We start from the raw sequence: 22,042 nt of genomic DNA, 5'->3' as shown, positions 1-22,042 counted from the left end.
CTTCACCTTAAATCGACCGTGAGACCCAAGCGCTATCAATCCTATAAGGGTCCTGAAGGCAAGGCAGCGCCCAATTTACTGGAGCGTAAGTTCAGTGCAGCTAAACCCAATCAAAAGTGGGTAACCGATGTCACGCAGTTCAATGTCTTAGGTCACAAGGTGTATCTCTCACCCGTATTAGATCTATATAACCAAGAGATCATCTCGTACGAGATCGCCGACCGCCCCCAAATGAATATGGTGATGCAAATGCTTCAAAAAGCCTTTAAGAGACTCCAATCCAAAGACAAGCCTATGCTGCACTCAGACCAAGGTTGGCATTATCGAATCGCACCCTACCAACAGATGCTTAAGCAAAAGGGTATTACTCAAAGCATGTCTAGAAAAGGCAATTGCTTAGATAACGCTGTCATGGAAAACTGGTTTGGGATGATGAAGACAGAGTTCTTCTACCAAGAGAAGTTTGAGAGCGTGCAGTCATTTAAAGCGGGACTAGAGGAATATATCCACTACTACAACCATGATCGAATTAAACAAAAACTAAAGGGATTGAGCCCAGTGCAATACCGAACTCAATCCCTTCTGGTAACCTAACTAAACTGTCCAACTTTTGTGGGTCAGTTCATTTAGTGGTGAGGGTTTTTTAATACTCAATTACTTTAGGTGTTGAATCTACCTATTTCTGCAGAGGCTTAGTAACCAGAAACAGATGGCAATGCCAAGCTACCTTTAGAAGCTTGAACGTTTTCATCAAGGTACTTTGTTAATGCAAAGACGGTATTGAGGCAAGGTGTAGGTGTCTCGGTAATCTTGCCAAGCTCAATTACTGAGCCCAACAAGGCGTCAATCTCTAAGCTACGGCCTGCTTCTAAGTCTTGCAACATGGATGTTTTATGTTTTCCGACTTTTTCAGCGCCAGCAATACGACGTTCAATGTCGACACGGAAAGTGACACCCAACTTCTCGGCAATCGTTTGTGCTTCGGCCATCATGTTGCGAGCCAACTCTTTAGTGAGTGGATATTGGCAAATACCTTCCAAGGTTCCATGAGTCAGAGAGCTAATTGGATTAAAAGTCATATTGCCCCACAACTTCAACCAAATCTCAGAGCGAATGTCTTCCAGGATTGGTGACTTAAATCCAGCCGCAGACATCATTTCAGACATCTTCTGAATACGCTCGGTCTGCTTGCCATCTAACTCACCCAATGGGAAGCGATTGCCTTCAACGTGACGAATCACGCCAGGGGCTTGAGTAAAGGTTGCTGGATACACTACGCAACCAATAATGTTATTTGGGTTGATTGCATTCTTCGCAACACCACCAGCATCGACTGTTTCAACAGAGTGATCCTGATAGTCTCCACCCAACTTCTGGAAGTACCACCAAGGAATTCCGTTTTGCATCGGAATCAAAATCGTTTCTGGACCCATGATTGCGGCAAGATCATCAATGATCGGCTCAACTTGGTGCGCCTTCACAGCCAAAATCACCACATCTGGAGTCTCAGCATCGCGAATTTTTTCAACTGCTTTTACCTGCGCCACTAAAGGCTCAGGTTGATCATCCATAATTAATGCTAGGCCACGCTCTTTGATTGCAGCCAATGTTGCACCGCGCGCAACCACAGTAACGTCATTACCGGCTCGCGCCAACATGACAGCAAGGTAACCGCCAATCGCGCCCCCTCCACCGATCACACAGATTTTCATAAGAACTCCATAAAGATAAGAAATTTTGAATTAGTGTCATTTTAGAGGCGAACATTTTGCGGTGCAACAAAATATTCTGCCTAATATTTAAGCAATTTGGGTCAACTTGCAATCAATCTAGCCCTAGGCACCAATCCACCCAAAAGCATGCCGGCAATACTAGCCAAAAGGCCTGCTAACTGAGGGGGGAGAATAGCCTCAGGGGCAAGAACCTCACAACTGATCCATATAACCAAACCACAAATGACAGCTAATAAGCCACCCAAAGAATTTGCTCTGGACCAATACACCCCAAAAGCGAGTGGTACAAAAGCTGCAACCAAAGTTACCTTATAGGCATTTTCAACCATCTTAAAAATCGATAAATTAGAGTTGATGGCAAAAAAAGTAACCACCGCTGTGAAGCAAAGCACGGTAATTCGCATGACCTTCAATAAGTCTTGATCAGACAAATGCTTAAAAAAGCCTCTTACAATATTTTCAGCAAATGTAACGGATGGCGCGAGCAATGTAGCGCTGGCGCAACTCTTGATAGCTGATAGTAAGGCACCAAAAAACATCACCTGCGCGATCAGTGGGGCATGGTTCAAAATCAGTTTTGGCAAGATCATTTGTGGATCTGTATATAAATACTGCTTCACTAGATCTGGACTAATGATGGTTGCAGAGTAAGCCAAATACAGCGGAACAAACGCGAAGACAAAGTACAGAACCCCTCCTAACAAAGCAGCTTGCACTGCAATGTTCACATTCTTAGAGGATGTGATCCTCTGAAACACATCCTGCTGTGGAATAGAGCCCAACATCATCGTGCATAAAGCGGCTGTAAATCCAAGGATAGAAGCGAGATTCATATCGGGCCAGAAATTGGAAAACTGGCCGGCAGCAACTGCATGCTCAAAAACTACACCAACACCACCAGTTTGGGCTGTTATCTCGCCACCGATATAAAGCATGCCCACCACAATGATGATCATCTGAATGAAGTCGGTAATTGCCACCGACCACATGCCCCCAAAGAGCGTATAAATCAGAACGCTACCAGCGCCAATTAACATGCCGGCTGTTTGCGTGATACCGCCTTCAGACACAACATTAAAAACCAGTCCCAAGGCTTTAATCTGTGCGGCCACCCACCCTAAATAGGAAACCACAATACAGAGCGTCACCAAAACCTCTACAGTACGGCCATATTTCTCTCGAAAGAAATCACCAATGGTAAGCATGCGGCGGTTGTAGAGATGACGAGCAAAAAAGAGTCCGACTAAGATCAGGCACAGGGAAGATCCGAAAGGATCAGAAACAATCCCGCCTAACCCTTCCTTGAGGAAGGTAGCTGGGATACCTAACACCGCTTCGGAGCCAAACCAGGTGGCGAAGACTGTAGCGGTGACGATAGGCAGAGGAAGGCTATGGCCTGCTGCAGCAAAGTCAGCCGTGTTTTTGACCCGTAGCGCAGCCCAAAGGCCGATACCTACAGATACTACCCAATAGATGATGACAAACCAAATCAGCATCGCCCAATAACTCCTTCAGAATTTGGACAAATTATATGGCCTTGTCACTTATGGGATTTAATCAATAAGGGTCAAATTTGAGTGAGCTGGTCTGACATAATTCATGGGTGAATTCCGCCATACACCCGACTGAGAACCCTAATAGCGATCTAGCCTATCAAAAGGCGATTTTGGGTTCCGTATCGCGCACTTTTGCACTCACCATTCCCCTTCTTCCCCCAGCAATTGAGGTGGTGGTCGGGAATACCTATCTACTGTGTCGGATTGTTGACACGATTGAGGATGCAGCCGAACTTAATCCAGCAGAAAAGCAGGGTCTATCTAAGCTATTTTTAGAGGCAGTTCTGGGAACTATTCCGGTGGAGGCTTTTGTAAGGCCCTGTCTAGAAGCATTAAAAGGCTACCCCAATGTCGATGAGCTCGATTTAATCGCTCACACGCCAACCGTCCTTAGAATTCTGCACACTTTTCCCGATACAGATCAGGCAGCGATTAGCCGTTGCGTTTCAATCATGTCCGATGGCATGTCCCATTTCCATGGCCGACAAACGCAAGAAGGGCTAAAAGATCTCGCAGAATTTGAAGAGTACTGCTATGTGGTGGCTGGTGTTGTGGGAGAGTTACTGACAACCATCTTTAGCAACTACTCTTCTGGATTTGCAAGACAAATCAAAGGGCATGAGCAACTGGCTATCGCCTTTGGTCAAGCTTTACAAATGACTAATATTTTGAAGGACTCACCAGAAGATCGTGCACGTGGCGTTTCCTGGAAACCAGTAGGCATGAGTCAAACCATGCTACTCAATATTGCCTACGAAAAGCTGCAAGAATCTATGCGTTACATTCTTCTGATTCCAGAAAATGAAGTGGGTTTGAGACGCTTCTGCTTTCTTGCTTTCGGTCTTGCGGTAATGACGCTTGAGAAAATTGCCGACAGAAAAGAATTTAGCAATAAATCTGAAGTGAAGTTATCTAGAAATTCAGTTTGGATTTTTTATGCTTTTACTAAGCTGGCCGCTAAAAATACATTCCTGATGAAAGCATTCTTTTATGCTGCATCCAGTCATCTCAGAAAACTATCTTCAAAGAATCCTTAAAGCACACCCTCGTGCTTTAAGAGCCAAATTTTGATCTGGCGATAGAAACCCGGGGCATCTTCCTTCATAAAACCCCCAAGACCCTGTGCAGAAACTACCCTGTGGCAAGGAGTAACCAAAGGATAGGGATTTGCACCACAGGCAGTCCCAACTGCACGAGGTCCACTTTTAATCTTTTTCGCAATCTCACCGTAGGTACTGGTCTTTCCTACCTCAATACCGAGAGTAGCATTCCACACTTTTTGCTGATGCACTGTTCCAGTGGGCTTTAGGGGAATATCAAATAGTGATGAAGCGTCCTTGAAATACTGGGCACTCTGTCTGGAGAATGTTTTGGCTAAAGCATTTCTCGGGGAAATTAACGCGGTACCCGGAGCTAGGTAATCGATTTTGGAGATCATCAAACTACCGTCTACCAACTCTGTTTGCACGCCCAGACACCCAAAAGGGGCAGATATCACGCAATACTCGGCTGAGGTAGAGATGGGCATGATGAAGATTCTGACACACATTGAAGAATAAATTCATGCAGGATTCCAATAAGGATATAGCTAGTGAAGTAGCACTTTGCTATATTGGACATTCCTTATTCTTTGCGGACATCACTGATGGACACTTTTTTTGATGATTGGCCTTTTATTGGTCAAGTCGCATTAGTTATCTTCCTGCTTGCACTTTCCGGCTTATTTTCCATGGCCGAAACCAGTATGCTTTCTTCCAATCGTCATCGCCTACGCGCTATGGCCAACGGCGGCAATGCTGGAGCTGCTTTAGCTGAAAGATTATTGAAGCGTATTGATTCCCTGCTTTCAGTGCTGTTGATTTCCAACAACCTCATCAATACCATTCTCCCAATCTTAGTTACCGGCATTGCTCTTCATATTTTTGGTGATAGCGGCCTAGTGCTATCGATAGCTACCCTAGTCGTTGCACTACTCATCATTATTTTTAGTGAGATCACCCCAAAAGTGATTGGCGCAGCCTTCCCAGAAAAAATTGCCAGCAATGTTGGCTGGTTCATTCTGCCCCTTACTTTCATACTCAAGCCATTGCTCTGGTTTATCAATAGTTTTGTATCTGGATTAATGAAGGTTTTTGGCCTTCAAACTTCAGCTGAAAATAGGGTCATGAGCAAAGAGGAGTTACGTAGCCTAGTACTCGAATCCAATCGTTTTGTTTCGGCTCACCATCGCAATATCCTGCTCAATCTTTTTAACCTTGAAAATATCTTGGTTGATGATGTGATGACACCGCGGTCTAAGATTGAGATATTAGATCTCTCAAGACCAATTGGTGAAGTGATTGAGCAATTGGAAACTTGCTATCACAACAAGCTCCCAGTTTGTGATGGCGACTCTGAACGCATCGTTGGCATTCTCTCAGTTAAAAAAGCACTCTCATTACTAGGGAATGCAGAGCTTCACCATGAAGACTTCAGATCCTTGTTAAATGAACCCTACTTCATCCCCAGTGGCACGCCTGTTCTTCAGCAGATGCAATTTTTCCAAGATAACCAGCAGCGCTTGAGTTTAGTGGTTAATGAGTATGGTGAAGTACTTGGCCTCGTCACTTTTGAAGACATTGTTGAAGAACTCATCGGTGAGTTCACCACTTCATTCTCGAATCTTTCCAATGACCCTCATTGGTTAGCTGATGGGACTTATCTTGCTAGCGGTAGCGCATCATTACGAGATTTAAACCGCCTTCTGAAGCTAGATCTACCGCTCGATGGACCGCGTACTCTAAATGGTTTGATCCTAGAAAAACTTGAGGCGATCCCTGATTACGACGTCAGCATTCGGATTGCGGGCGTAGTGATGGAAATTGTTCAGTTTGATGAGCATGGGGTAAAAACAGTCAAGCTATACCAACCCCTCAGCCAACCGAACCAAGATTGAGCGAGCTACTGCATGACTCTCACATTATCCGGACCTGGCATGACATCGCTGTTGATGCATTAAATAATCGGGCAACGGATATTCATATTGAGGCGAGATCTCAAGAAACCATCATACGCACGAGAATAGATGGTCGCCTCACCCTACAAAACCAATACCCCATTGATTTGCATGAGCGATTAATCACGCGTATCAAAATATTGGCACGCCTCGATATTGCAGAAAAGCGTTTACCTCAAGATGGGCGTCTTGTGATTGGCTATGACTTTAGCCATCCCAATATTGATTGCCGAGTCTCTATTCTTCCCACCCTGCATGGTGAAAAAGCAGTGGTCAGGATTTTGCCCAACTGCCTAGGGGAGTTATCACTAGATGAGATTGGCTTACTGCCAAAGCAGCTTGAAATAGTCCGCGATGCTATTGGTCAAACCAATGGACTAATTCTGGTAACGGGGCCCACAGGGAGTGGCAAGACACGTACTTTATATAGCTGCTTGAGCACACTAAACCAAGTGCAACGCAATATTTGCTCTGTTGAAGATCCTATTGAAATTCGGCTTCCAGGAGTAAATCAGGTGGCCTATCACCCAAAAGCAGGCTTAGACTTTCCAACCATTATTCGCGCCCTTCTACGCCAAGATCCAGATGTCATCATGATTGGTGAAATACGTGATTCGGCAAGCGCACAACTTGCCATCCAGGCAGCCCAAACAGGTCATTTAGTTTTAAGCACGCTCCATACGCGCAATGCTATTGGTGCTTTAGCAAGACTCAAAAGCCTAGGCATAGATGAAGAGTCTATTGAATCCTGTCTTCGTTGTGTCAGCTCTCAAAGGTTAATTCGAAAACTCTGCAAAGAGTGCAATTCGATGCAAAGCAAAATGCCTTGCAATCTATGCAAAGGCTCTGGCTATTTCGGCCGCATTGGCGTTCATGAAGTTTTGGGAAGCGAGCAGTTATTTGCATCAGCCCAAGCTCTGGATATCTACTCAGCAGGAACGCAACTACTGAAGTCTGGCTTAATAGATAAGGCATCCCTAGATACGGAGCTTGGGACTTGGCATTAGTACAAATGGGTTTAACCAGAAAACTCAGCCAATCTGAACAACTGCATTTTGCACAACAGATGCTTGCCCTCCTTCAGGCTGGACTTCCCCTACTCAATGCTATTCAGTTATTAATTCAGTCTGCGCCAAAATCATGGCAAATTTGGCTAGAAAATATCCGCACCCTACTTCAGAAAGGCAATAGCTTTTCTTTTTGCTTAAGCGCACAAGATGGCAAATTTTCTCCAGAGTTTTTTAACCTAGTTAGGGTCAGCGAGAGGACGGGTGATCTCAGCTTGGCACTCAGGACAATTTCACAGCAACTAGAAGCCCAGATTGAGTTGAGAAGAAAAGTTCAGCAGTCACTGACTTACCCTGTAATTACACTCACCACCTCCTTTCTATTGGTGCTGGTGATGATGATTTGGGTTGTACCTGTATTTAAGGAGGTTTTTGCAAACTTTCAGGCTGAGCTACCTACGCCAACCAAAATTCTGATTTCTATTTCCACAGGGGTCCAAAATTACTTTCTGGAAATATTACTCAGCGCGCTCGTAATAACCGCAGGCTTTATCTACTCCTGGCTCAAATCAAGCACCCTCCAAAAATATTGTGACACCCTCTTATTACGCACACCATTTTTTGGCAATCTATTTAGACTGGCAACACTCAGTCATTGGTGTCGAACCTTAGGACATTTACTAGAAACTGGTTTAGCGCTTCCAGATGCCCTGAGAATCACCGCGCAATCTTCAAATCACTGGGTAAGTCATGACTTTAGTGCTGAGATATTTAAACACCTCACTCGTGGCTGGCCCTTGGGAGAATCACTCAAAAGAGCAGACCCTAAATCACGACTTCTAGATCTAGAGACATTGCTGCTACTTCATATCGGGGCTGAAAGTGGTGCATTAGCCGAGATGCTAAATAAGCGTGCCACTTCATTAGGAACTCAGCTGAGTAGCCAACTCAATACACTCAGCCAAAGCTTAGAACCAGCGCTCATTCTTTTTGTTGGTGCCATTATTGGTGGCTTGGTCATAATCCTATATCTACCCATCTTTAATTTAGGGCAAATTATTTAGTGGATCTCATGGCAAGCATCTGGATAGTCAAATCCCTACTAGTACTGGCGTTGCTTTACTTAGCCTATATTGATTGGCGGACCCTTCGTCTGCCGAATGCAATCACATTCCCCTTGATTTTTTTGGGCATTGCTTTTAACTCAATTGCAGACCTGCACCTGACCACCCCAAGCGCTGCATTGATCGGGGCGCTCCTAGGATATGCATCACTTTGGATATTAAATACCGCTTATCGCCTCCTTAAAAACCGCAATGGCATTGGCATGGGTGATGCCAAACTCTTAGCGGCGCTAGGTGCCTGGTTGGGCTGGGGCGCTCTACCCAGCATCCTCCTGATTGCCTCTGTCACGGGAATAGTAGGCGGCATCATCTGGCTCCAATTACGCGGCCATCAACTGCAGCAAGCATTTCCTTTTGGCCCCTTTTTAGTGATTGCTGGCATTATTGAGCTGTTATGGCCCCAACTCATTCCAACTTTGATTCTGCCCAAGCTGATCTAAAAGCCTTGAAGGGTGAAATTCCTTTAATTGGCTTAACTGGCGGCATTGGTTCTGGCAAGACGGCAGTTAGTAACTTACTTGGCGAGCTCGGGGCCGGGGTGATTGATACAGACTTGATTTCCCATCAAATCACCGCGCCAGGCGGAAAAGCTATTCCATTGATTGCCAAAGAATTTGGGGATGACTTCATAGACCCCCAGGGGGCTCTTGATCGAGTCAAAATGCGGACCCTAGTTTTTGCAGATTCCAATGCTCGTCAAGCTTTGGAGAAAATAACCCACCCCTTGATTCAGCAAGAAACAGCCAAGCAAGCCTTTGGATTGGCTAAATCTGGAGTTCCATACCTTGTTTTTGTAGTCCCGCTGCTCATTGAGTCTGGATCTTGGGTAAAGCTGATTGACTACCTCATTGTGGTTGATTGCCCAGAAGAGACTCAAATCCAAAGAGTGATGCACCGCAGCAATATGACCCGCCTCGATGTGGAGAATATTCTCAATGCGCAAACGAGTCGCAATGTCCGTCTAGCAGCAGCTAACACCGTTCTTAAAAATCAGGGCAGTCTGGATGAGCTCAAATCAGAGGTTCTGAGTCTGCACCAACAATTGCTCAAAATTTAAGAAGAACGCCTAAGTTCGTCATAGAATATAGGCTTGTGATTGTCTACGAATACCCCTTCAATGAATTAGTTCGAAGCATGCTTCGGCTGGAGTACTTGTTCGCCCGCTTCAATCATTTCCTCCGCTCAGATGATCCAGAGCTACATCACAATGCAATTGCGATGTTGTTTGACTTGGGTGATATTGGATCACGAGGTGACATCAAATCCTTGTTGCTAAAAGAATTTGAGCGTCAAAAATATGCATTGAACGGTTTAAAGTCTTCCCAAAAGGTAGATCAAGAGGCATTGACACAAACGCTATCTGAGATTGATAAAGCCGCATTAAATATTAATCAATCGATGGGTAAACCAAATTCTGCAATTACTGAGAGTGAGTGGCTAAATGCTATTCGCACTCGATTAAATATTCCTGGTGGAACAAGTCCGATTGATTTGCCAAGCTATCATGCCTGGAAAAATACTCCCTCGACTCAACGCAGGGAGTTATTGGAAAAATATGTTGCTCCACTTTTGCCATGGCATGAGGCTTGCCAAATTTTCTTGAGACTGCTCCGTCAGTCAGGAGAGGCGAAAGATGTTGTTGCGCATCAAGGTGCATATCAACAAGCACCTTCTGGTAAGGTCTATCAATTGATGCGTATCGCTGTAGAAGATGATAGCCTCTTTTCAGAAATCAGCGCCAACAAATATCTTTTATCGATTCGCTTTCTGAAGATTGATCAAGATAGAAAACCGCAGATCTTGAATGAGGATGTACCTTTTAGACTCACCCTCTGCCAGCTCTAAATCTTTAGTAGTTTTAGCTTTTCCAGCATGGGCCAAGCAGCCGGCAATAAAGGCTCTACCGTCGGAAGCACACCACTGAGTAATTGCCAAGATAGCGCTTGACCCTCACACCCCGTAGGCGTTCCGCTCCATTTTCGAATAATGCTGACATGCAAACGAACATACGCATGTGGATAGTCATGTTCCAAGACAACTAGCTCTTCGCTAGATTCAATATCAATACCGAGCTCTTCTTGTAATTCACGCTTGAGTGCTGCGAATACCGATTCGCCAGCTTCAATTTTTCCACCTGGTACTTCCCAGTAACCAGCGTAAGGCTTACCCTCTGGGCGCTGACCCAGAAGATAGCGCCCTTCTGCATCCAATAGAATCCCGGCAGCGACTTCAGTCACAGGGCGGTTAGAGTCACTCATCAAAATACTTTAAGCGGTGTGCGAGCCGGCCCAGTGCTTAGCAAACTGCCAAGCCACACGACCAGAACGCGAACCTCTCTCTAATGCCCACACCAATGCTTCAGATCGAGCGCCCTCAATCTGGGTATCACTCAAGCCAAAATGGCGTAACCAATGAGCAACAATTTCTAGATACTCATCTTGCTTTGGTGGGTAAAAAGAAAGCCATAAACCAAAACGCTCTGATAGAGAAATCTTTTCCTCAACCACTTCACCCGGATGAATTTCTCCATCGTCCCCATGAACGTAACCTTCGTTGTCCTTCATATATTCAGGCAAGAGGTGACGTCGGTTAGATGTAGCATAAATCAAAATATTGTCGACTTGTGCTGATACAGAGCCATCCAAAGCAGACTTCATAGCCTTATAACCCGATTCCCCATCTTCAAATGAGAGATCATCGCAAAAAATAATGAAGCGCTCTGGGCGGTCAGCTAATAAATCCGTAATGTCAGCTAAGTCCGCTAAATGCTCTTTTTCAACTTCGACCAAACGCAAGCCCTGGCCAGCAAACTCATGCAAGCTTGCTTTAATGAGTGAGGACTTTCCTGTGCCACGTGCACCCGTTAACAAAATATTATTAGCAGGCTTGCCCTGAATAAAGTTTTTGGTGTTGTCACGAATCGCATCACGTTGACGATCAATATTTTTTAGATCCTCAAAGGTGATATCTGAAACATGCTTGACTGGCTGCAAAAAACCAATGCTTCCAAAGATACTATCGCGACGACGCCACCTAAAAGCGGTTGAAGATTTCCACTGCTCTTCCGTTAACTGCTTTGGTAAAAATGTTTCCAGGTGGTTGAGGAGTTGCTCTAATTTTTCATTCATTTCATGAATTCCTATGAGCGGTAGTCAGCGTTAATGGAAACATAGTCATGTGATAAATCACAAGTCCACATCGTCTGCTGCGCCGATCCACGACCCAAGTCAATCTTGACAGTAATTTCTGGAGCCTGCATCACCCTCTGGCCGTCAGCCTCTTGGTAATCAGGATGTCGGCCGCCATTCTTAGCAACCCAAACATCGCCAAGCCACATTTGCACTTGGTTAACGTCAAGGTCAGTGATTCCAGCATAACCAATCGCCGCAAGAATGCGGCCTAGGTTGGGGTCGCTAGCAAAGAAAGCCGTCTTTACTAATGGTGAATGGGCCACCGCCTCGGCTACTAAGCGGCACTCCACCTCCGTCTTACCACCCTGCACATCAATCGTAATAAATTTAGTTGCTCCTTCACCATCCCTCACAATCATTTGAGCAAGCTTACGGGCGAGATCGATTAATGCGGCTCTAACTAAGGCATAACTAGGTTCAGCAACAGATTGAATCTGCGCCGAGGACTGACCAGTTGCCATGATGATGAAAGAATCATTGGTTGAGGTATCGCCATCAATCGTGATCGCGTTAAATGAAAGATCAGCAATCTCACGCGTCAGTTGATTAAGCAAGCCTTGAGCAAAACCAGCATCAGTTGCAATGAACCCCAACATCGTTGCCATATTAGGATGGATCATGCCGGCACCCTTGCAAATACCGGTAATGGTCACAAGTCCAGATGGAGTATCCACTGTCATGGACGCAGCTTTAGGTTGAGTATCAGTAGTCATGATGGCTTCTGCAGCATCAAGCCAATGGTCTTCGCCTAGGTTAGCAACTGCTTTAGGCAAGCCAGAAATCAATCTATCGATCGGTAGTGGCTCCAGAATCACGCCGGTTGAAAACGGCAGAATTTGCTCTGGGTTGAGCTTCAGTTCCCTTGCTAATTCGGTACAAGTGGATAAAGCATCCTTCATACCCCGCTCACCAGTTCCCGCATTTGCATTTCCGGTATTGACTACCAAAGCACGAATCTCACCCTTTGCTCCATCCGAAGCTAAATGCTCTTTACAAACCTGAACTGGCGCAGCACAAAATCGATTTAAAGTAAAAGCACCGGCAACTTGAGAGCCAGGCACCAAAGTCATCACCAATAGATCTTTGCGATTGGCCTTTTTGATTCCAGCTTCGGCGATACCCATCTGAAAACCCTTCACAGGCTTTAGTTGGTCTTTTTGGGGGAGTGGTAAGTTAACTGTCATATAAGCTTCTAAAACAAGGGGTATTAATAGGAGAGGGCTATCCGCCACCTCTCCGAGTATAAAGATCAAAGCGATCTAAGATGGTCTGAATTTGCTCAGCAGAAAACAATGTATCAAACGTAATGGCCAGCTCTAGCACTGGAATACTTAAAAGTGCAATTTTGCGACTCTTTAAAGTGGTCCCACACATCCTAATCCGAGAATGGGGGCTAAGAAGAAGCTCGCGATCATCAATGACAAGGGAGGTTTGCTGGTATAGATCGCTTAAGGCTTCTGGCAGCCAACGGACTAGATCGTCTGGAGTACACCCCATCTCACGCTTGACCTCAAAAACAGCGCTGCCCGACAAAGAACTAACCACCTGCAACTGGAGGGCAAATGGCTAGGGCGTCATTTTCCTTAAGAACATAAGAAATACGCTGATCTGGATTTACGTAAACTCCATTCACCATTACCAGGTGTACTGACTTACTAGGAATTTTGTACAACTCAATCATGTCCCCAATAGTGCTTCCTTCAGGAACGACGATATCCGCCTCTACTCCATTTTTCTTGGAGGGCGGTAGGTAACTTGCCAGACCGGCAAACAACTTTAAGGTAACTTGCATACTTAAAGCTTAATTCATCCAGGTGGATTGTGCTTGCCCTTTTGCTAAGTAAGCTTCCATTGCTTGTGCTGGGTCACGCAATAAATGTGACTTCCATTCACCTAGTCGAGTCTTGGATTGAATGAGGCCTCGCAATACCCCAATGTGATCGGTCGCCCCTACGCAAGTAGCTCCAATCAAAATATCGCCCAAGAACTCCAAACGGAGATACTTGAAATGCTCTCGATCAACAATCTCTACATGATCACCGTCTTTTGCGCCAGACCATAAACCAAATGAGGACGAAATCAATCCTAGCGTATCTAGCACATTGATTTGCAATGCCCCAAGACTTTGGGCATCTCCACCAGTCATCGCAATACCTGCAATTCGCGCTTGATCGGCTGCATTGGGCTGAATTGCATTCACAATTCGATTCCCGGTTGAAAAATCAATCCCCTCAGCAACATCACCTGCAGCATAAATATCGGGATGAGATGTTTGCATACGCTCATTTACTAGAACGCCAGTATGAATCTCGAGTCCTGAATTTTGAAGGCACCCAATATTTGGCTTTACTCCGGTTGCCGAAATAATAAGATCCACCTCTAGGACTTTGCCATTCGAAAGCTTAACGCTCAATACGGATCCAGATGAGGAAATTTCCTCCACTCGTGTACCAGTGAACACATCAACACCTTTAGACTGAACCCACTCCTTAATCATGCCGCCCGCAAGTTCTGTCATCATCCTAGGCACCATACGGTCGCCCATCTCTACTACCGCCAGCTTTACATCTCGACTAGCTAAAGCCTCCAAAATAATGCAGCCAATAAAACCCGCACCCATCTGTAGTACCCGAGCACCAGGCTTGGCAATTGATGCAATAGTCCTGGCATCCTCCATGGTCCAGCAAGAATGTACTCCAGGCAATTGAATGCCTGGAATAGGCGGCTGTACGGGTACGGAGCCAGCTGCAATCAGCAGCTTGTCGAAAGTAATCCGGGCTCCCCCTCGAAGGACTAGCTCCTTGGTTTTGCAATCCACGGCATCTACACGACCATGTAACTGCTCAATCTTTAACCTATCAAAATGGTGAGGATCTTTGCGTAAATAAGTCCCTGACTCTTGAATGTTCCCCATTAATAAATAAGGGATTGCCATCCGCGAATAAGGTGGCACATCTTCAGAACCAATCATGACAATTTGATCAGAGGGTGAGCGCTTGCGTATGGTCTCTGCGGCAATTACTCCCGCAGGACCATTCCCTAAAATAACGTGCTTCATCTAAAAGATCTTAAAGACCAAGACGCTTAAGCGTTTCTGCACTCGGACGACCCTCAGGATCCCAGCCACGAATCTTATAGTACTCGGGTAGCATCTTATCTAAACCACTCACAGTACCCTTGCCTGGACCAGTTTTTGCAGCTTCTGTCATCAAGCGCTTCGGTAATTTATCGTCCTTGCTGGTGAAGCCTGCGCGATTATTAAAGTCACGCTCCATATTCCAAATTCGCTCACCAATCGTAGTTAAGTTCTCTACCGTAAACTCGTCTCCACATGCGGCCTGCAGTTGTGGTGCCACATCTGCAAGAGTCCAAGCAAAGCTCGTAAAAATACAAATCCCTGCTGAGTCAAATGCAGCAGTTGCATCTTGAAATGCCTTTACTAGCTCTGGCTTGCCTTGTGTATCAGCTGGCTCAGTCTTCACCGGAATACCTAAAACCTCAGAGGCAATCGTGTAGCCGCGTAAGTGACATGCGCCACGGTTTGAAGTTGCATACGCCAAGCCAATACCCTGAATCACGCGCCCATCATATGCAGGAAATTCTTGACCCTTGACGCTCATAGAGAGGTCGGGCTGACCGTATTTTTTGGTCAAACGTGCAGAACCAAGTCCAAGCTCTTTCCCAAAACCAACACCATTTGCAGTGATTTCTGCGAAGTAACACAGTGCTTTAGCAGAACCAAAGGGAGCCTCAATACCAAGCTGCTCTTTTGTTAGGACGCCCATTTCATACATTTCCATGACGGCACCCACGGTTGCGCCAAAAGAAATAGGATCAAATCCATCCTCATTACACAACATGTTGGCAAACTGCAATGCCTCTAAATCATTTACGCCATTTGCAGCACCCAGAGCCCAGGCTGCCTCATACTCTAAGCCACCCGAGGCGTTCATATACTGAGGCTTATTTTCAATTGAAAAATGTGTGTCATCGATTTTTGAGATGCGGCCACAGGCGATAGTGCATGCAAAGCAAGCTTGATTAGTTACTAGATGTGCCTTCCCATCTGATGCACGTGGGGTAGCCATCGCCTCAGCAGAAATATCCTTAGCGCCATCAAACTGAACATCTTGGTGATTGCGGGTTGGCAATGCACCAACTTCATTGATCACATTCATCAATACTTGGGTGCCATAAGTTGGCAAACCTTCCCCGGTGACACCATTACCCGCTAACACTGCTTTACCTGCTCGCGTCGCCTCCATAAAGGCTTTAGGATTTTTTATATTACCAACACCTTTTGTACCCCGAACAGCAACAGCTTTTAAATTTTTACTTCCCATCACCGCACCGACGCCAGAACGACCGGCGGCACGATGCAAATCATTAACGATTGCTGCATATAGAACTTCATTTTCACCGGCACGTCCAATACAAGAAACTCGAATTTGGGGATCTTGATGTTTAGTCTTAATTGCAGGCTCTGTTTCCCAAACAGTTTTGCCCCACAAATCAGAGGCGTCGATCAACTCTGCTTTATCGTTCTCAATATATAAATAAACCGGCTTAGGGGATTTGCCTTCGACAATCACCATATCCCACCCAGCCATTTTTAGCTCTGCGCCCCAGTAGCCGCCGGAGTTGGAGCAGGCAATAGCACCCGTCAGTGGGCCTTTAGTCACTACAGTGTATCGACCACCAGTCGATGCCATTGTTCCAGTAAGAGGACCTGTAGCCCAAATCATTTTATTTTCAGTAGAAAGTGGGTCTACCTTTGGATCCAACTCTTCGACCAAATACTTTGATGCCAATCCCCGCGAACCTAAATATTCTTTAGCCCACTGCATATTGATTGACTCCGAGACACAAGTGCCTGAAGTTAAATTAACGCGTAGTAATTTTCCAGCCCATGACATGATCGTTTTCCTATGCTTTTTAGTTGGAGCTACTTTGATTGCCGAGTCTGTCTGCCCACTCGCGCATTTTGTCTAAACCAGTCCAATCGGCATCCACATAGGTAATCGCCTGAGTTGGGCAAGCGGTTGCACAAGCTGGGTCGCCACCGCACAAGTCGCACTTCTGCACCTTACCAGTGTCTTGAACATAATTAATTGTTCCAAAAGGGCAAGAAATCGTACAAACCTTGCAACCTACACACGTGTCATCTGAAACGACCTTCGCGCCAGTGAGGATATCCAAGCTAATTGCATCCACAGGGCAAGCCTGAAGACACCAAGCCTCCGCACACTGAGTACAGGTATAGGGAACCTTCTTCCCTGTATCGTGAAACTCAAATACTTTAATTCGTGACTTAGAGGTATTAAACACTCCATAGTGCTCATAACTGCAAGCCATCTCACATTGAAGACAGCTTGTGCATTTATCTGCATTGATGTGCAGGGACTTTTGCATACTGGTTCCTTTGGCTCATAACTGCAATTTCTTGCATATAAGTGAACATCTTCAGCGATCCTTACACATCTAGATAGCTAGGGAAAGCCCTAGATGGCAGACAGAAAATAGAAATGGAGGCCAAGGCCCCCATTTAAATTCGATAATAAATTTACCAGTTGTTTATGCGAGTGCACCGCAGCAATTTTTGTACTTCTTACCACTGCCACAAGTACAAGGGTCATTGCGACCGATCTTAGGACCTGTGCGAATTGGTGCTGGAGCTATTTCAATTGCCGCACCAAGATCGCCAGTTGATCCAGCCACCTCAAGCTCTGCATCGGCATGCTGATACTGCACATCTGAGAGTTTGGCCAAGTCCTCATTCATTGACTCGGAGGCTTCATCTAACTCGCTTGCACTACGAATTTGGACTGTCATGATGTTTTTTACAACGTCATTCTTAATAACGTTAAGCAACTCACCATACAGCTCGAATGCTTCGCGGCGATATTCTTGTTTCGGATCTTTTTGAGCATAGCCACGTAAATGGATGCCTTGACGCAAATGATCCAAGGCAGCTAAATGCTCGCGCCAATGGGTATCTAAGCTGTAGAGCAAAACAGAGCGCTCAAATCCAGCAAAAGATGGACGTCCAGAAAGTTCTACTTTTGCATCGTATGTCTCTTTTGCTGCCTCGAGAACGCGATCAACGATTTGCTCATCGTCCATAGATTCCGCATTTTCAACCCAATTTTTCAGGTCGACAGTTAAACCCCAATCGCTAGCCAATACATTTTCCAGGCCAACTAAGTCCCACTGCTCTTCCATGGATTCTAAAGGAACATATAGCGCACAAACACCACGCAACACATCTTCACGCAAATTGGCAATCAGATCGCCAACATCATCGCTTTCCAACACTTCATTTCTGAGGCGATAAGTTTCTTTACGCTGATCATTAGCAACGTCGTCATACTCCAACAACTGTTTACGAATATCAAAGTTGCGGCCTTCAACCTTACGCTGAGCAGACTCAATTGAACGAGTCACCATACCAGCTTCAATAGGTTCGCCATCCGGCATTTTGAGACGATCCATTACTGCACGCAGACGTTCTCCAGCAAAAATACGCAGAAGTGCATCATCTAAAGAAAGGTAAAAACGAGAAGAGCCTGAGTCACCTTGACGACCAGCACGACCGCGCAGCTGATTATCAATACGTCGACTCTCGTGACGCTCTGTACCAATAATGTGTAAACCACCCGCAGCTAAAACTTGATCATGCAAACTTTGCCATTCATCTTGCAGAATCTTAATCTTGGCGGATTTTTCTGCATCTGAAAGCGCGGCATCCGCTTCAATCAAAGAAGATTGCTTGCCAACGTTTCCACCTAAAACGATATCTGTTCCACGACCAGCCATATTGGTGGCAATGGTGATCATCTTTGGTCTACCGGCTTGAGCAATGATCTCCGCTTCCCGAGCATGTTGCTTCGCGTTAAGAACTTGATGCGGCAACTTACGCTGAGTCAGTAGGCCTGCGATTAACTCTGAGTTTTCGATTGAAGTCGTTCCAACTAATACAGGTTGGCCACGCTCATAACAATCCTCAATATCTTTGATCACCGCATCATAGCGCTCACGCGAAGTCTTAAAGATCTGGTCTTGACGATCTTTTCTTTGACTGATGCGGTTTGGCGGAATAACTACTGTCTCAAGGTTATAAATTTCCTTGAACTCATATGCTTCTGTGTCAGCAGTACCAGTCATACCAGCCAACTTGCCGTACATGCGGAAGTAATTCTGGAAAGTAATGGTGGCTAGAGTTTGATTCTCATTCTGAATCGGAACGCCCTCTTTGGCCTCAACTGCTTGATGTAAACCATCAGACCAACGACGACCCTGCATTAAGCGACCAGTGAACTCATCAACAATGATGACTTCTTTATTCTGAACAACATAATGTTGGTCACGGTGATACAAAGAGTGTGCGCGCAATGCTGCGTACACGTGATGCATCAAAGTAATATTTTGCGGGGAGTACAAAGAATCGCCATCATTTAAAGCACCCAGGTCAACTAAGACTGCTTCTGCTTTGTCATGACCACGCTCTGTTAAATAAACTTGCTGGGACTTTTCATCTACCCAATAATCGCCTGGCTTTTCAACACCAGTACCGTCGGCTTTTTCTTCGCCAATTTGACGCTCTAAGTAAGCTGGTAATGCATTAATCTTGATGTACAAATCAGTATGATCTTCAGCCTGACCAGAAATGATTAATGGGGTACGTGCCTCATCAATCAGAATCGAGTCAACCTCGTCCACAATCGCATAAGCTAGGCCACGCTGAACACGTTGACCCAAATCTTGCACCATATTGTCACGAAGGTAATCAAAGCCAAACTCATTATTGGTACCGTAGGTGATATCAGCGGCATAAGCTTCTTGCTTAGTGGTGTGATCCATCTGTGACAGATTGACACCCACCTTCATGCCCAAGAAATTGTAGAGCGTTGCCATCCACTCGGCATCTCGCTGAGCCAAGTAATCATTTACCGTGATAACGTGAACACCTTTACCGGTTAAGGCATTTAAATACACAGGGAGCGTAGCGGTTAAGGTCTTACCTTCACCCGTTCCCATTTCAGCAATCTTGCCTTGATGTAATGCAAGTCCGCCCATCATCTGCGCATCAAAATGGCGCATCTTCATCACTCGTGAGCTAGCCTCACGAACTACTGCAAAAGCCTCTGGTGCAATATCATCCAATGACTCGCCCGCAGCTAAACGCGACTTGAACTCAGCAGTTTTTGCTTGCAATGCGGCATCATCCAAAGCTTGCAGGCTAGGCTCGAAAGCGCCAACCTTGGCAACCACTTTGCGATACTGTTTCAAGAGGCGGTCGTTTCGACTGCCGACCAGGGTTTTAAGAAGACCGATTACCATGGGATATTGAAGTAAATTAAGACCTTGAGTTTATCACCCGCACCCTCTTTTTATATGAACTTTGCCCCTAAACCCGTCCGCACTAAAGCCGCCCATGAGTGGCTGGAGTATTTGCGTGACTCTGAGGGCTTAGGTAGCATTTTGGCCAAAACTGAAGATCTAGCCAAACTCAAAGTTGCTCTCAAGGCTGCTCTGCTTGAAATGGATTTGGATAACTTGGCACCCAAAATTGAGCCTGGATGGCGTTCTGGCGGCCAGAATGAACTGTTTTTGCTGGTCAACGGAGCAAGTGTTGCCACCCGTCTTCAGCAAATATTACCCAGTTTAATCAATGAGTTAGCTAAAAAAGGGGTGGTTTGCAGCAATATCAAAGTGCGTCTTAAGCCTGCGCCACCGACCTGGGAAATTAAACCTCGCGAGGGGCATCAAGCAAGCCAGAAGCCAAGAGGGTTTAACTCTGTAGCGAGAGCTTCTTGGGAATCACTACTAGATAAATTGGCGCCAGATTCTGATCTGCGCAAGGCGGTCGAACGCCTTCTTCGAAGCAAACCTCAATAAACCTAGAAAAAGAGGGGCTGACTCTCTTTTGAATAGGCTGACGGAGCCTTATTTTCGGCAAAACTACTAATTTCATAAGCGCTTGGATCTTCCAAAAGCTTACGCAAAAGCGCGTTATTTAAGGCATGTCCTGATTTTTCAGCAACATAAGAGCCCACGATCGGATGTCCGACTAAATATAGATCGCCAATGGCATCCAGAATTTTGTGACGAACAAACTCGTCTTCGTAACGCAATTCTTCGTTATTCAGAATGCGATGCTCATCAAGCACAATCGCATTATCCAAACTTCCACCACGCGCTAATCCCATTCCTCGCAATGCTTCAACTTCATGAGCAAAGCCAAAAGTTCTAGCACGACCAATCTCACTTCGATACGCGTGTTCAGCAAAGTCGACTATAAAACGCTGACCCGTCTTATCGACTGCTGGATGCTTAAAGTCAATTGTGAAATCCAATTTAAACCCAAAAAAAGGCTCTAGGCGCGCAAGCTTGTCGCCCTCTTTGACCTCTATAGGTTTTTTTATCACCACGAACTGTCTTGGTGCCTCTTGCTCAGCAATGCCAGCTGATTCCATTAAGAACAGAAAGGAGGCTGCACTACCATCCATGATGGGAACTTCTTCGCCATCAAGCTCGATCAATAAATTATCAAGTCCCAGGCCTGCACATGCTGAAAGCAAATGCTCCACCGTGGATACACGTACTCCATCTTTTTGAATTACTGAAGCCAGGCGAGTATCGCAAACCGCCAGAGCAGTAGCCGGTACGACTGATTGCTCTGGGGTGTCTACACGTACAAATAGAATTCCTGAATTTACCGGTGCAGGCTTAATAGATAAGGTCACCTTACGCCCAGAGTGCAAGCCAATCCCCACGGTTTTAATTGGGGTGGCGATTGTGCGTTGCTTCATCATGGCTATATCTAAATTCAGGAATATTTCTCTTAAAGCTTCTTCAAAATGGAAGCAGCATCACTCACTTCAAACTTACCAGGCGCTTCACGATCCAAAGTTGTTACTACACCATTTTCAACAATCATGGCATAGCGATCAGAACGAAGGCCCAAGCCGCGCGCAGTCAAATCCAACTCGAGCCCAAGTTTCTTAGTGAACTCAGCACTACCATCACCCAACATGCGAATCTTTTTTCCAACCTTTTGATCACGGCCCCAAGCACCCATGACAAATGGGTCGTTTACCGAGATACACCAAATTTCATCAACACCTTTTGCTTTGATTGCATCAAAGTGCTCAACATAGCTAGGAACATGCTTTGCTGAGCAGGTAGGTGTAAATGCACCAGGTAGTGCAAAGATCACAATCTTTTTTCCAGCAGTTAATTTCTCAACTTCAAATGCATTTGGCCCAATAGCGCAACCTTCACTCGCTTCATCTAAAAACTCATAAAGAGTAGCGTTTGGTAATTTTTGTCCGACAGCAATCATGACATCTCCAATAAGTAATTGTTATTTAACATGCCAATGCAAGCGCGGGATTCGTCGTCCGGAGGGGCGCCGCGCTGGCATTCTGCAAGTA

General features: G+C 45.6%; 23 protein-coding genes. 9 read left to right on the top strand and 14 right to left on the bottom strand.

Going from position 1 to position 22,042, the window contains the following annotated elements:
• A partial coding sequence (locus tag A2X74_RS09805; protein WP_299765524.1) for an IS3 family transposase occupies positions 1-594 on the top strand: 594 nt, incomplete at its 5' end.
• A 98-nt stretch (positions 595-692) separates the two neighbouring features.
• Here the strand turns inward: A2X74_RS09805 and A2X74_RS09800 are convergent.
• Positions 693-1,712 carry a 2-dehydropantoate 2-reductase gene (locus A2X74_RS09800; RefSeq protein WP_293624479.1) on the bottom strand — a complete coding sequence of 340 codons (1,020 nt, stop codon included), beginning with the start codon at positions 1,710-1,712 and terminating at the stop codon, positions 693-695.
• 101 nt (positions 1,713-1,813) lie between these two features.
• Positions 1,814-3,229, bottom strand: coding sequence for a sodium:solute symporter family protein (locus A2X74_RS09795; RefSeq protein WP_293624481.1), 1,416 nt, complete (start codon positions 3,227-3,229; stop codon positions 1,814-1,816).
• Between the two features lie 107 nt (positions 3,230-3,336).
• On the opposite strand from A2X74_RS09795, the gene A2X74_RS09790 reads away from it, so the two are divergent.
• Positions 3,337-4,326 carry a squalene/phytoene synthase family protein gene (locus A2X74_RS09790; protein ID WP_293624483.1) on the top strand — a complete coding sequence of 330 codons (990 nt, stop codon included), beginning with the start codon at positions 3,337-3,339 and terminating at the stop codon, positions 4,324-4,326.
• Here the strand turns inward: A2X74_RS09790 and A2X74_RS09785 are convergent.
• A complete protein-coding gene (locus A2X74_RS09785) occupies positions 4,323-4,817 on the bottom strand; it encodes a methylated-DNA--[protein]-cysteine S-methyltransferase (protein WP_293624485.1) in 495 nt (164 codons plus the stop codon). The two genes, A2X74_RS09790 and A2X74_RS09785, sit on opposite strands and share 4 nt — an antisense overlap.
• A gap of 117 nt (positions 4,818-4,934) precedes the next feature.
• Between A2X74_RS09785 and A2X74_RS09780 the strand changes: the two genes are divergently transcribed.
• Genes A2X74_RS09780 through zapD form a run of 6 tightly spaced genes read left to right on the top strand, consistent with a single transcriptional unit; the run spans position 4,935 to position 10,260 of the window.
• A complete protein-coding gene (locus tag A2X74_RS09780; protein WP_293624487.1) occupies positions 4,935-6,224 on the top strand; it encodes a CNNM domain-containing protein in 1,290 nt (429 codons plus the stop codon).
• A complete protein-coding gene (locus tag A2X74_RS09775; RefSeq protein ID WP_293624489.1) occupies positions 6,221-7,291 on the top strand; it encodes a GspE/PulE family protein in 1,071 nt (356 codons plus the stop codon). Before A2X74_RS09780 ends, A2X74_RS09775 begins: the two co-directional genes overlap by 4 nt.
• Entirely contained in the window at positions 7,282-8,355 is a 1,074-nt protein-coding gene (locus A2X74_RS09770; RefSeq protein ID WP_293624491.1) for a type II secretion system F family protein, read from the top strand. The genes A2X74_RS09775 and A2X74_RS09770 overlap by 10 nt, the downstream gene beginning before the upstream one ends.
• Before the next feature lie 8 nt (positions 8,356-8,363).
• Positions 8,364-8,855 (top strand): A24 family peptidase, encoded by a 492-nt coding sequence (locus A2X74_RS09765; RefSeq protein WP_293624493.1) that lies wholly within the window; start codon positions 8,364-8,366, stop codon positions 8,853-8,855.
• Positions 8,856-8,872: 17 nt separating this feature from the next.
• Positions 8,873-9,472: a dephospho-CoA kinase gene (gene coaE, locus A2X74_RS09760; protein ID WP_293624579.1), complete on the top strand. Its 600-nt coding sequence runs from the start codon at positions 8,873-8,875 to the stop codon at positions 9,470-9,472.
• 35 nt (positions 9,473-9,507) lie between these two features.
• The gene (zapD, locus tag A2X74_RS09755; RefSeq protein ID WP_293624495.1) at positions 9,508-10,260 is read left to right on the top strand and encodes a cell division protein ZapD; all 753 of its coding nucleotides are present in this window, start codon (positions 9,508-9,510) and stop codon (positions 10,258-10,260) included.
• Here the strand turns inward: zapD and A2X74_RS09750 are convergent.
• The 9 genes from A2X74_RS09750 to secA form a co-directional block, all read right to left on the bottom strand.
• Positions 10,257-10,673 carry an NUDIX domain-containing protein gene (locus A2X74_RS09750; protein ID WP_293624497.1) on the bottom strand — a complete coding sequence of 139 codons (417 nt, stop codon included), beginning with the start codon at positions 10,671-10,673 and terminating at the stop codon, positions 10,257-10,259. The genes zapD and A2X74_RS09750 overlap by 4 nt on opposite strands.
• A gap of 9 nt (positions 10,674-10,682) precedes the next feature.
• Positions 10,683-11,543 carry an ATP-binding protein gene (locus A2X74_RS09745; RefSeq protein ID WP_293624499.1) on the bottom strand — a complete coding sequence of 287 codons (861 nt, stop codon included), beginning with the start codon at positions 11,541-11,543 and terminating at the stop codon, positions 10,683-10,685.
• A gap of 11 nt (positions 11,544-11,554) precedes the next feature.
• The gene (gene argJ / locus A2X74_RS09740) at positions 11,555-12,790 is read right to left on the bottom strand and encodes a bifunctional glutamate N-acetyltransferase/amino-acid acetyltransferase ArgJ (protein WP_293624501.1); all 1,236 of its coding nucleotides are present in this window, start codon (positions 12,788-12,790) and stop codon (positions 11,555-11,557) included.
• A gap of 37 nt (positions 12,791-12,827) precedes the next feature.
• Complete coding sequence (locus tag A2X74_RS09735; RefSeq protein ID WP_293624503.1) at positions 12,828-13,103, bottom strand: hypothetical protein; 276 nt, start codon at positions 13,101-13,103, stop codon at positions 12,828-12,830.
• Between the two features lie 40 nt (positions 13,104-13,143).
• Positions 13,144-13,398 carry a MoaD/ThiS family protein gene (locus tag A2X74_RS09730; protein WP_293624505.1) on the bottom strand — a complete coding sequence of 85 codons (255 nt, stop codon included), beginning with the start codon at positions 13,396-13,398 and terminating at the stop codon, positions 13,144-13,146.
• Between the two features lie 9 nt (positions 13,399-13,407).
• Positions 13,408-14,664: an FAD-dependent oxidoreductase gene (locus tag A2X74_RS09725; RefSeq protein ID WP_293624507.1), complete on the bottom strand. Its 1,257-nt coding sequence runs from the start codon at positions 14,662-14,664 to the stop codon at positions 13,408-13,410.
• A gap of 10 nt (positions 14,665-14,674) precedes the next feature.
• Entirely contained in the window at positions 14,675-16,522 is a 1,848-nt protein-coding gene (locus A2X74_RS09720; protein WP_293624509.1) for an aldehyde ferredoxin oxidoreductase family protein, read from the bottom strand.
• Positions 16,523-16,541: 19 nt separating this feature from the next.
• Positions 16,542-17,018 (bottom strand): 4Fe-4S dicluster domain-containing protein, encoded by a 477-nt coding sequence (locus tag A2X74_RS09715; RefSeq protein ID WP_293624511.1) that lies wholly within the window; start codon positions 17,016-17,018, stop codon positions 16,542-16,544.
• A 162-nt stretch (positions 17,019-17,180) separates the two neighbouring features.
• Complete coding sequence (gene secA, locus A2X74_RS09710; protein WP_293624513.1) at positions 17,181-19,946, bottom strand: preprotein translocase subunit SecA; 2,766 nt, start codon at positions 19,944-19,946, stop codon at positions 17,181-17,183.
• A gap of 54 nt (positions 19,947-20,000) precedes the next feature.
• On the opposite strand from secA, the gene A2X74_RS09705 reads away from it, so the two are divergent.
• The gene (locus tag A2X74_RS09705) at positions 20,001-20,504 is read left to right on the top strand and encodes a hypothetical protein (RefSeq protein ID WP_299765516.1); all 504 of its coding nucleotides are present in this window, start codon (positions 20,001-20,003) and stop codon (positions 20,502-20,504) included.
• A 2-nt stretch (positions 20,505-20,506) separates the two neighbouring features.
• Here A2X74_RS09705 and lpxC read toward each other — a convergent pair whose 3' ends face one another.
• Complete coding sequence (gene lpxC, locus A2X74_RS09700; RefSeq protein ID WP_293624517.1) at positions 20,507-21,421, bottom strand: UDP-3-O-acyl-N-acetylglucosamine deacetylase; 915 nt, start codon at positions 21,419-21,421, stop codon at positions 20,507-20,509.
• A gap of 29 nt (positions 21,422-21,450) precedes the next feature.
• Positions 21,451-21,951 (bottom strand): peroxiredoxin, encoded by a 501-nt coding sequence (locus A2X74_RS09695; RefSeq protein ID WP_293624519.1) that lies wholly within the window; start codon positions 21,949-21,951, stop codon positions 21,451-21,453.
• Between the last annotated feature and the right edge of the window lie 91 nt (positions 21,952-22,042).

It is taken from the genome of Polynucleobacter sp. GWA2_45_21, from assembly GCF_001830325.1.
Classification (GTDB): Bacteria; Pseudomonadota; Gammaproteobacteria; order Burkholderiales; family Burkholderiaceae; genus Polynucleobacter.
The sequence above is the reverse complement of the archived record's forward strand: the minus strand, read 5'-3'. Positions and strand labels throughout refer to the sequence as shown.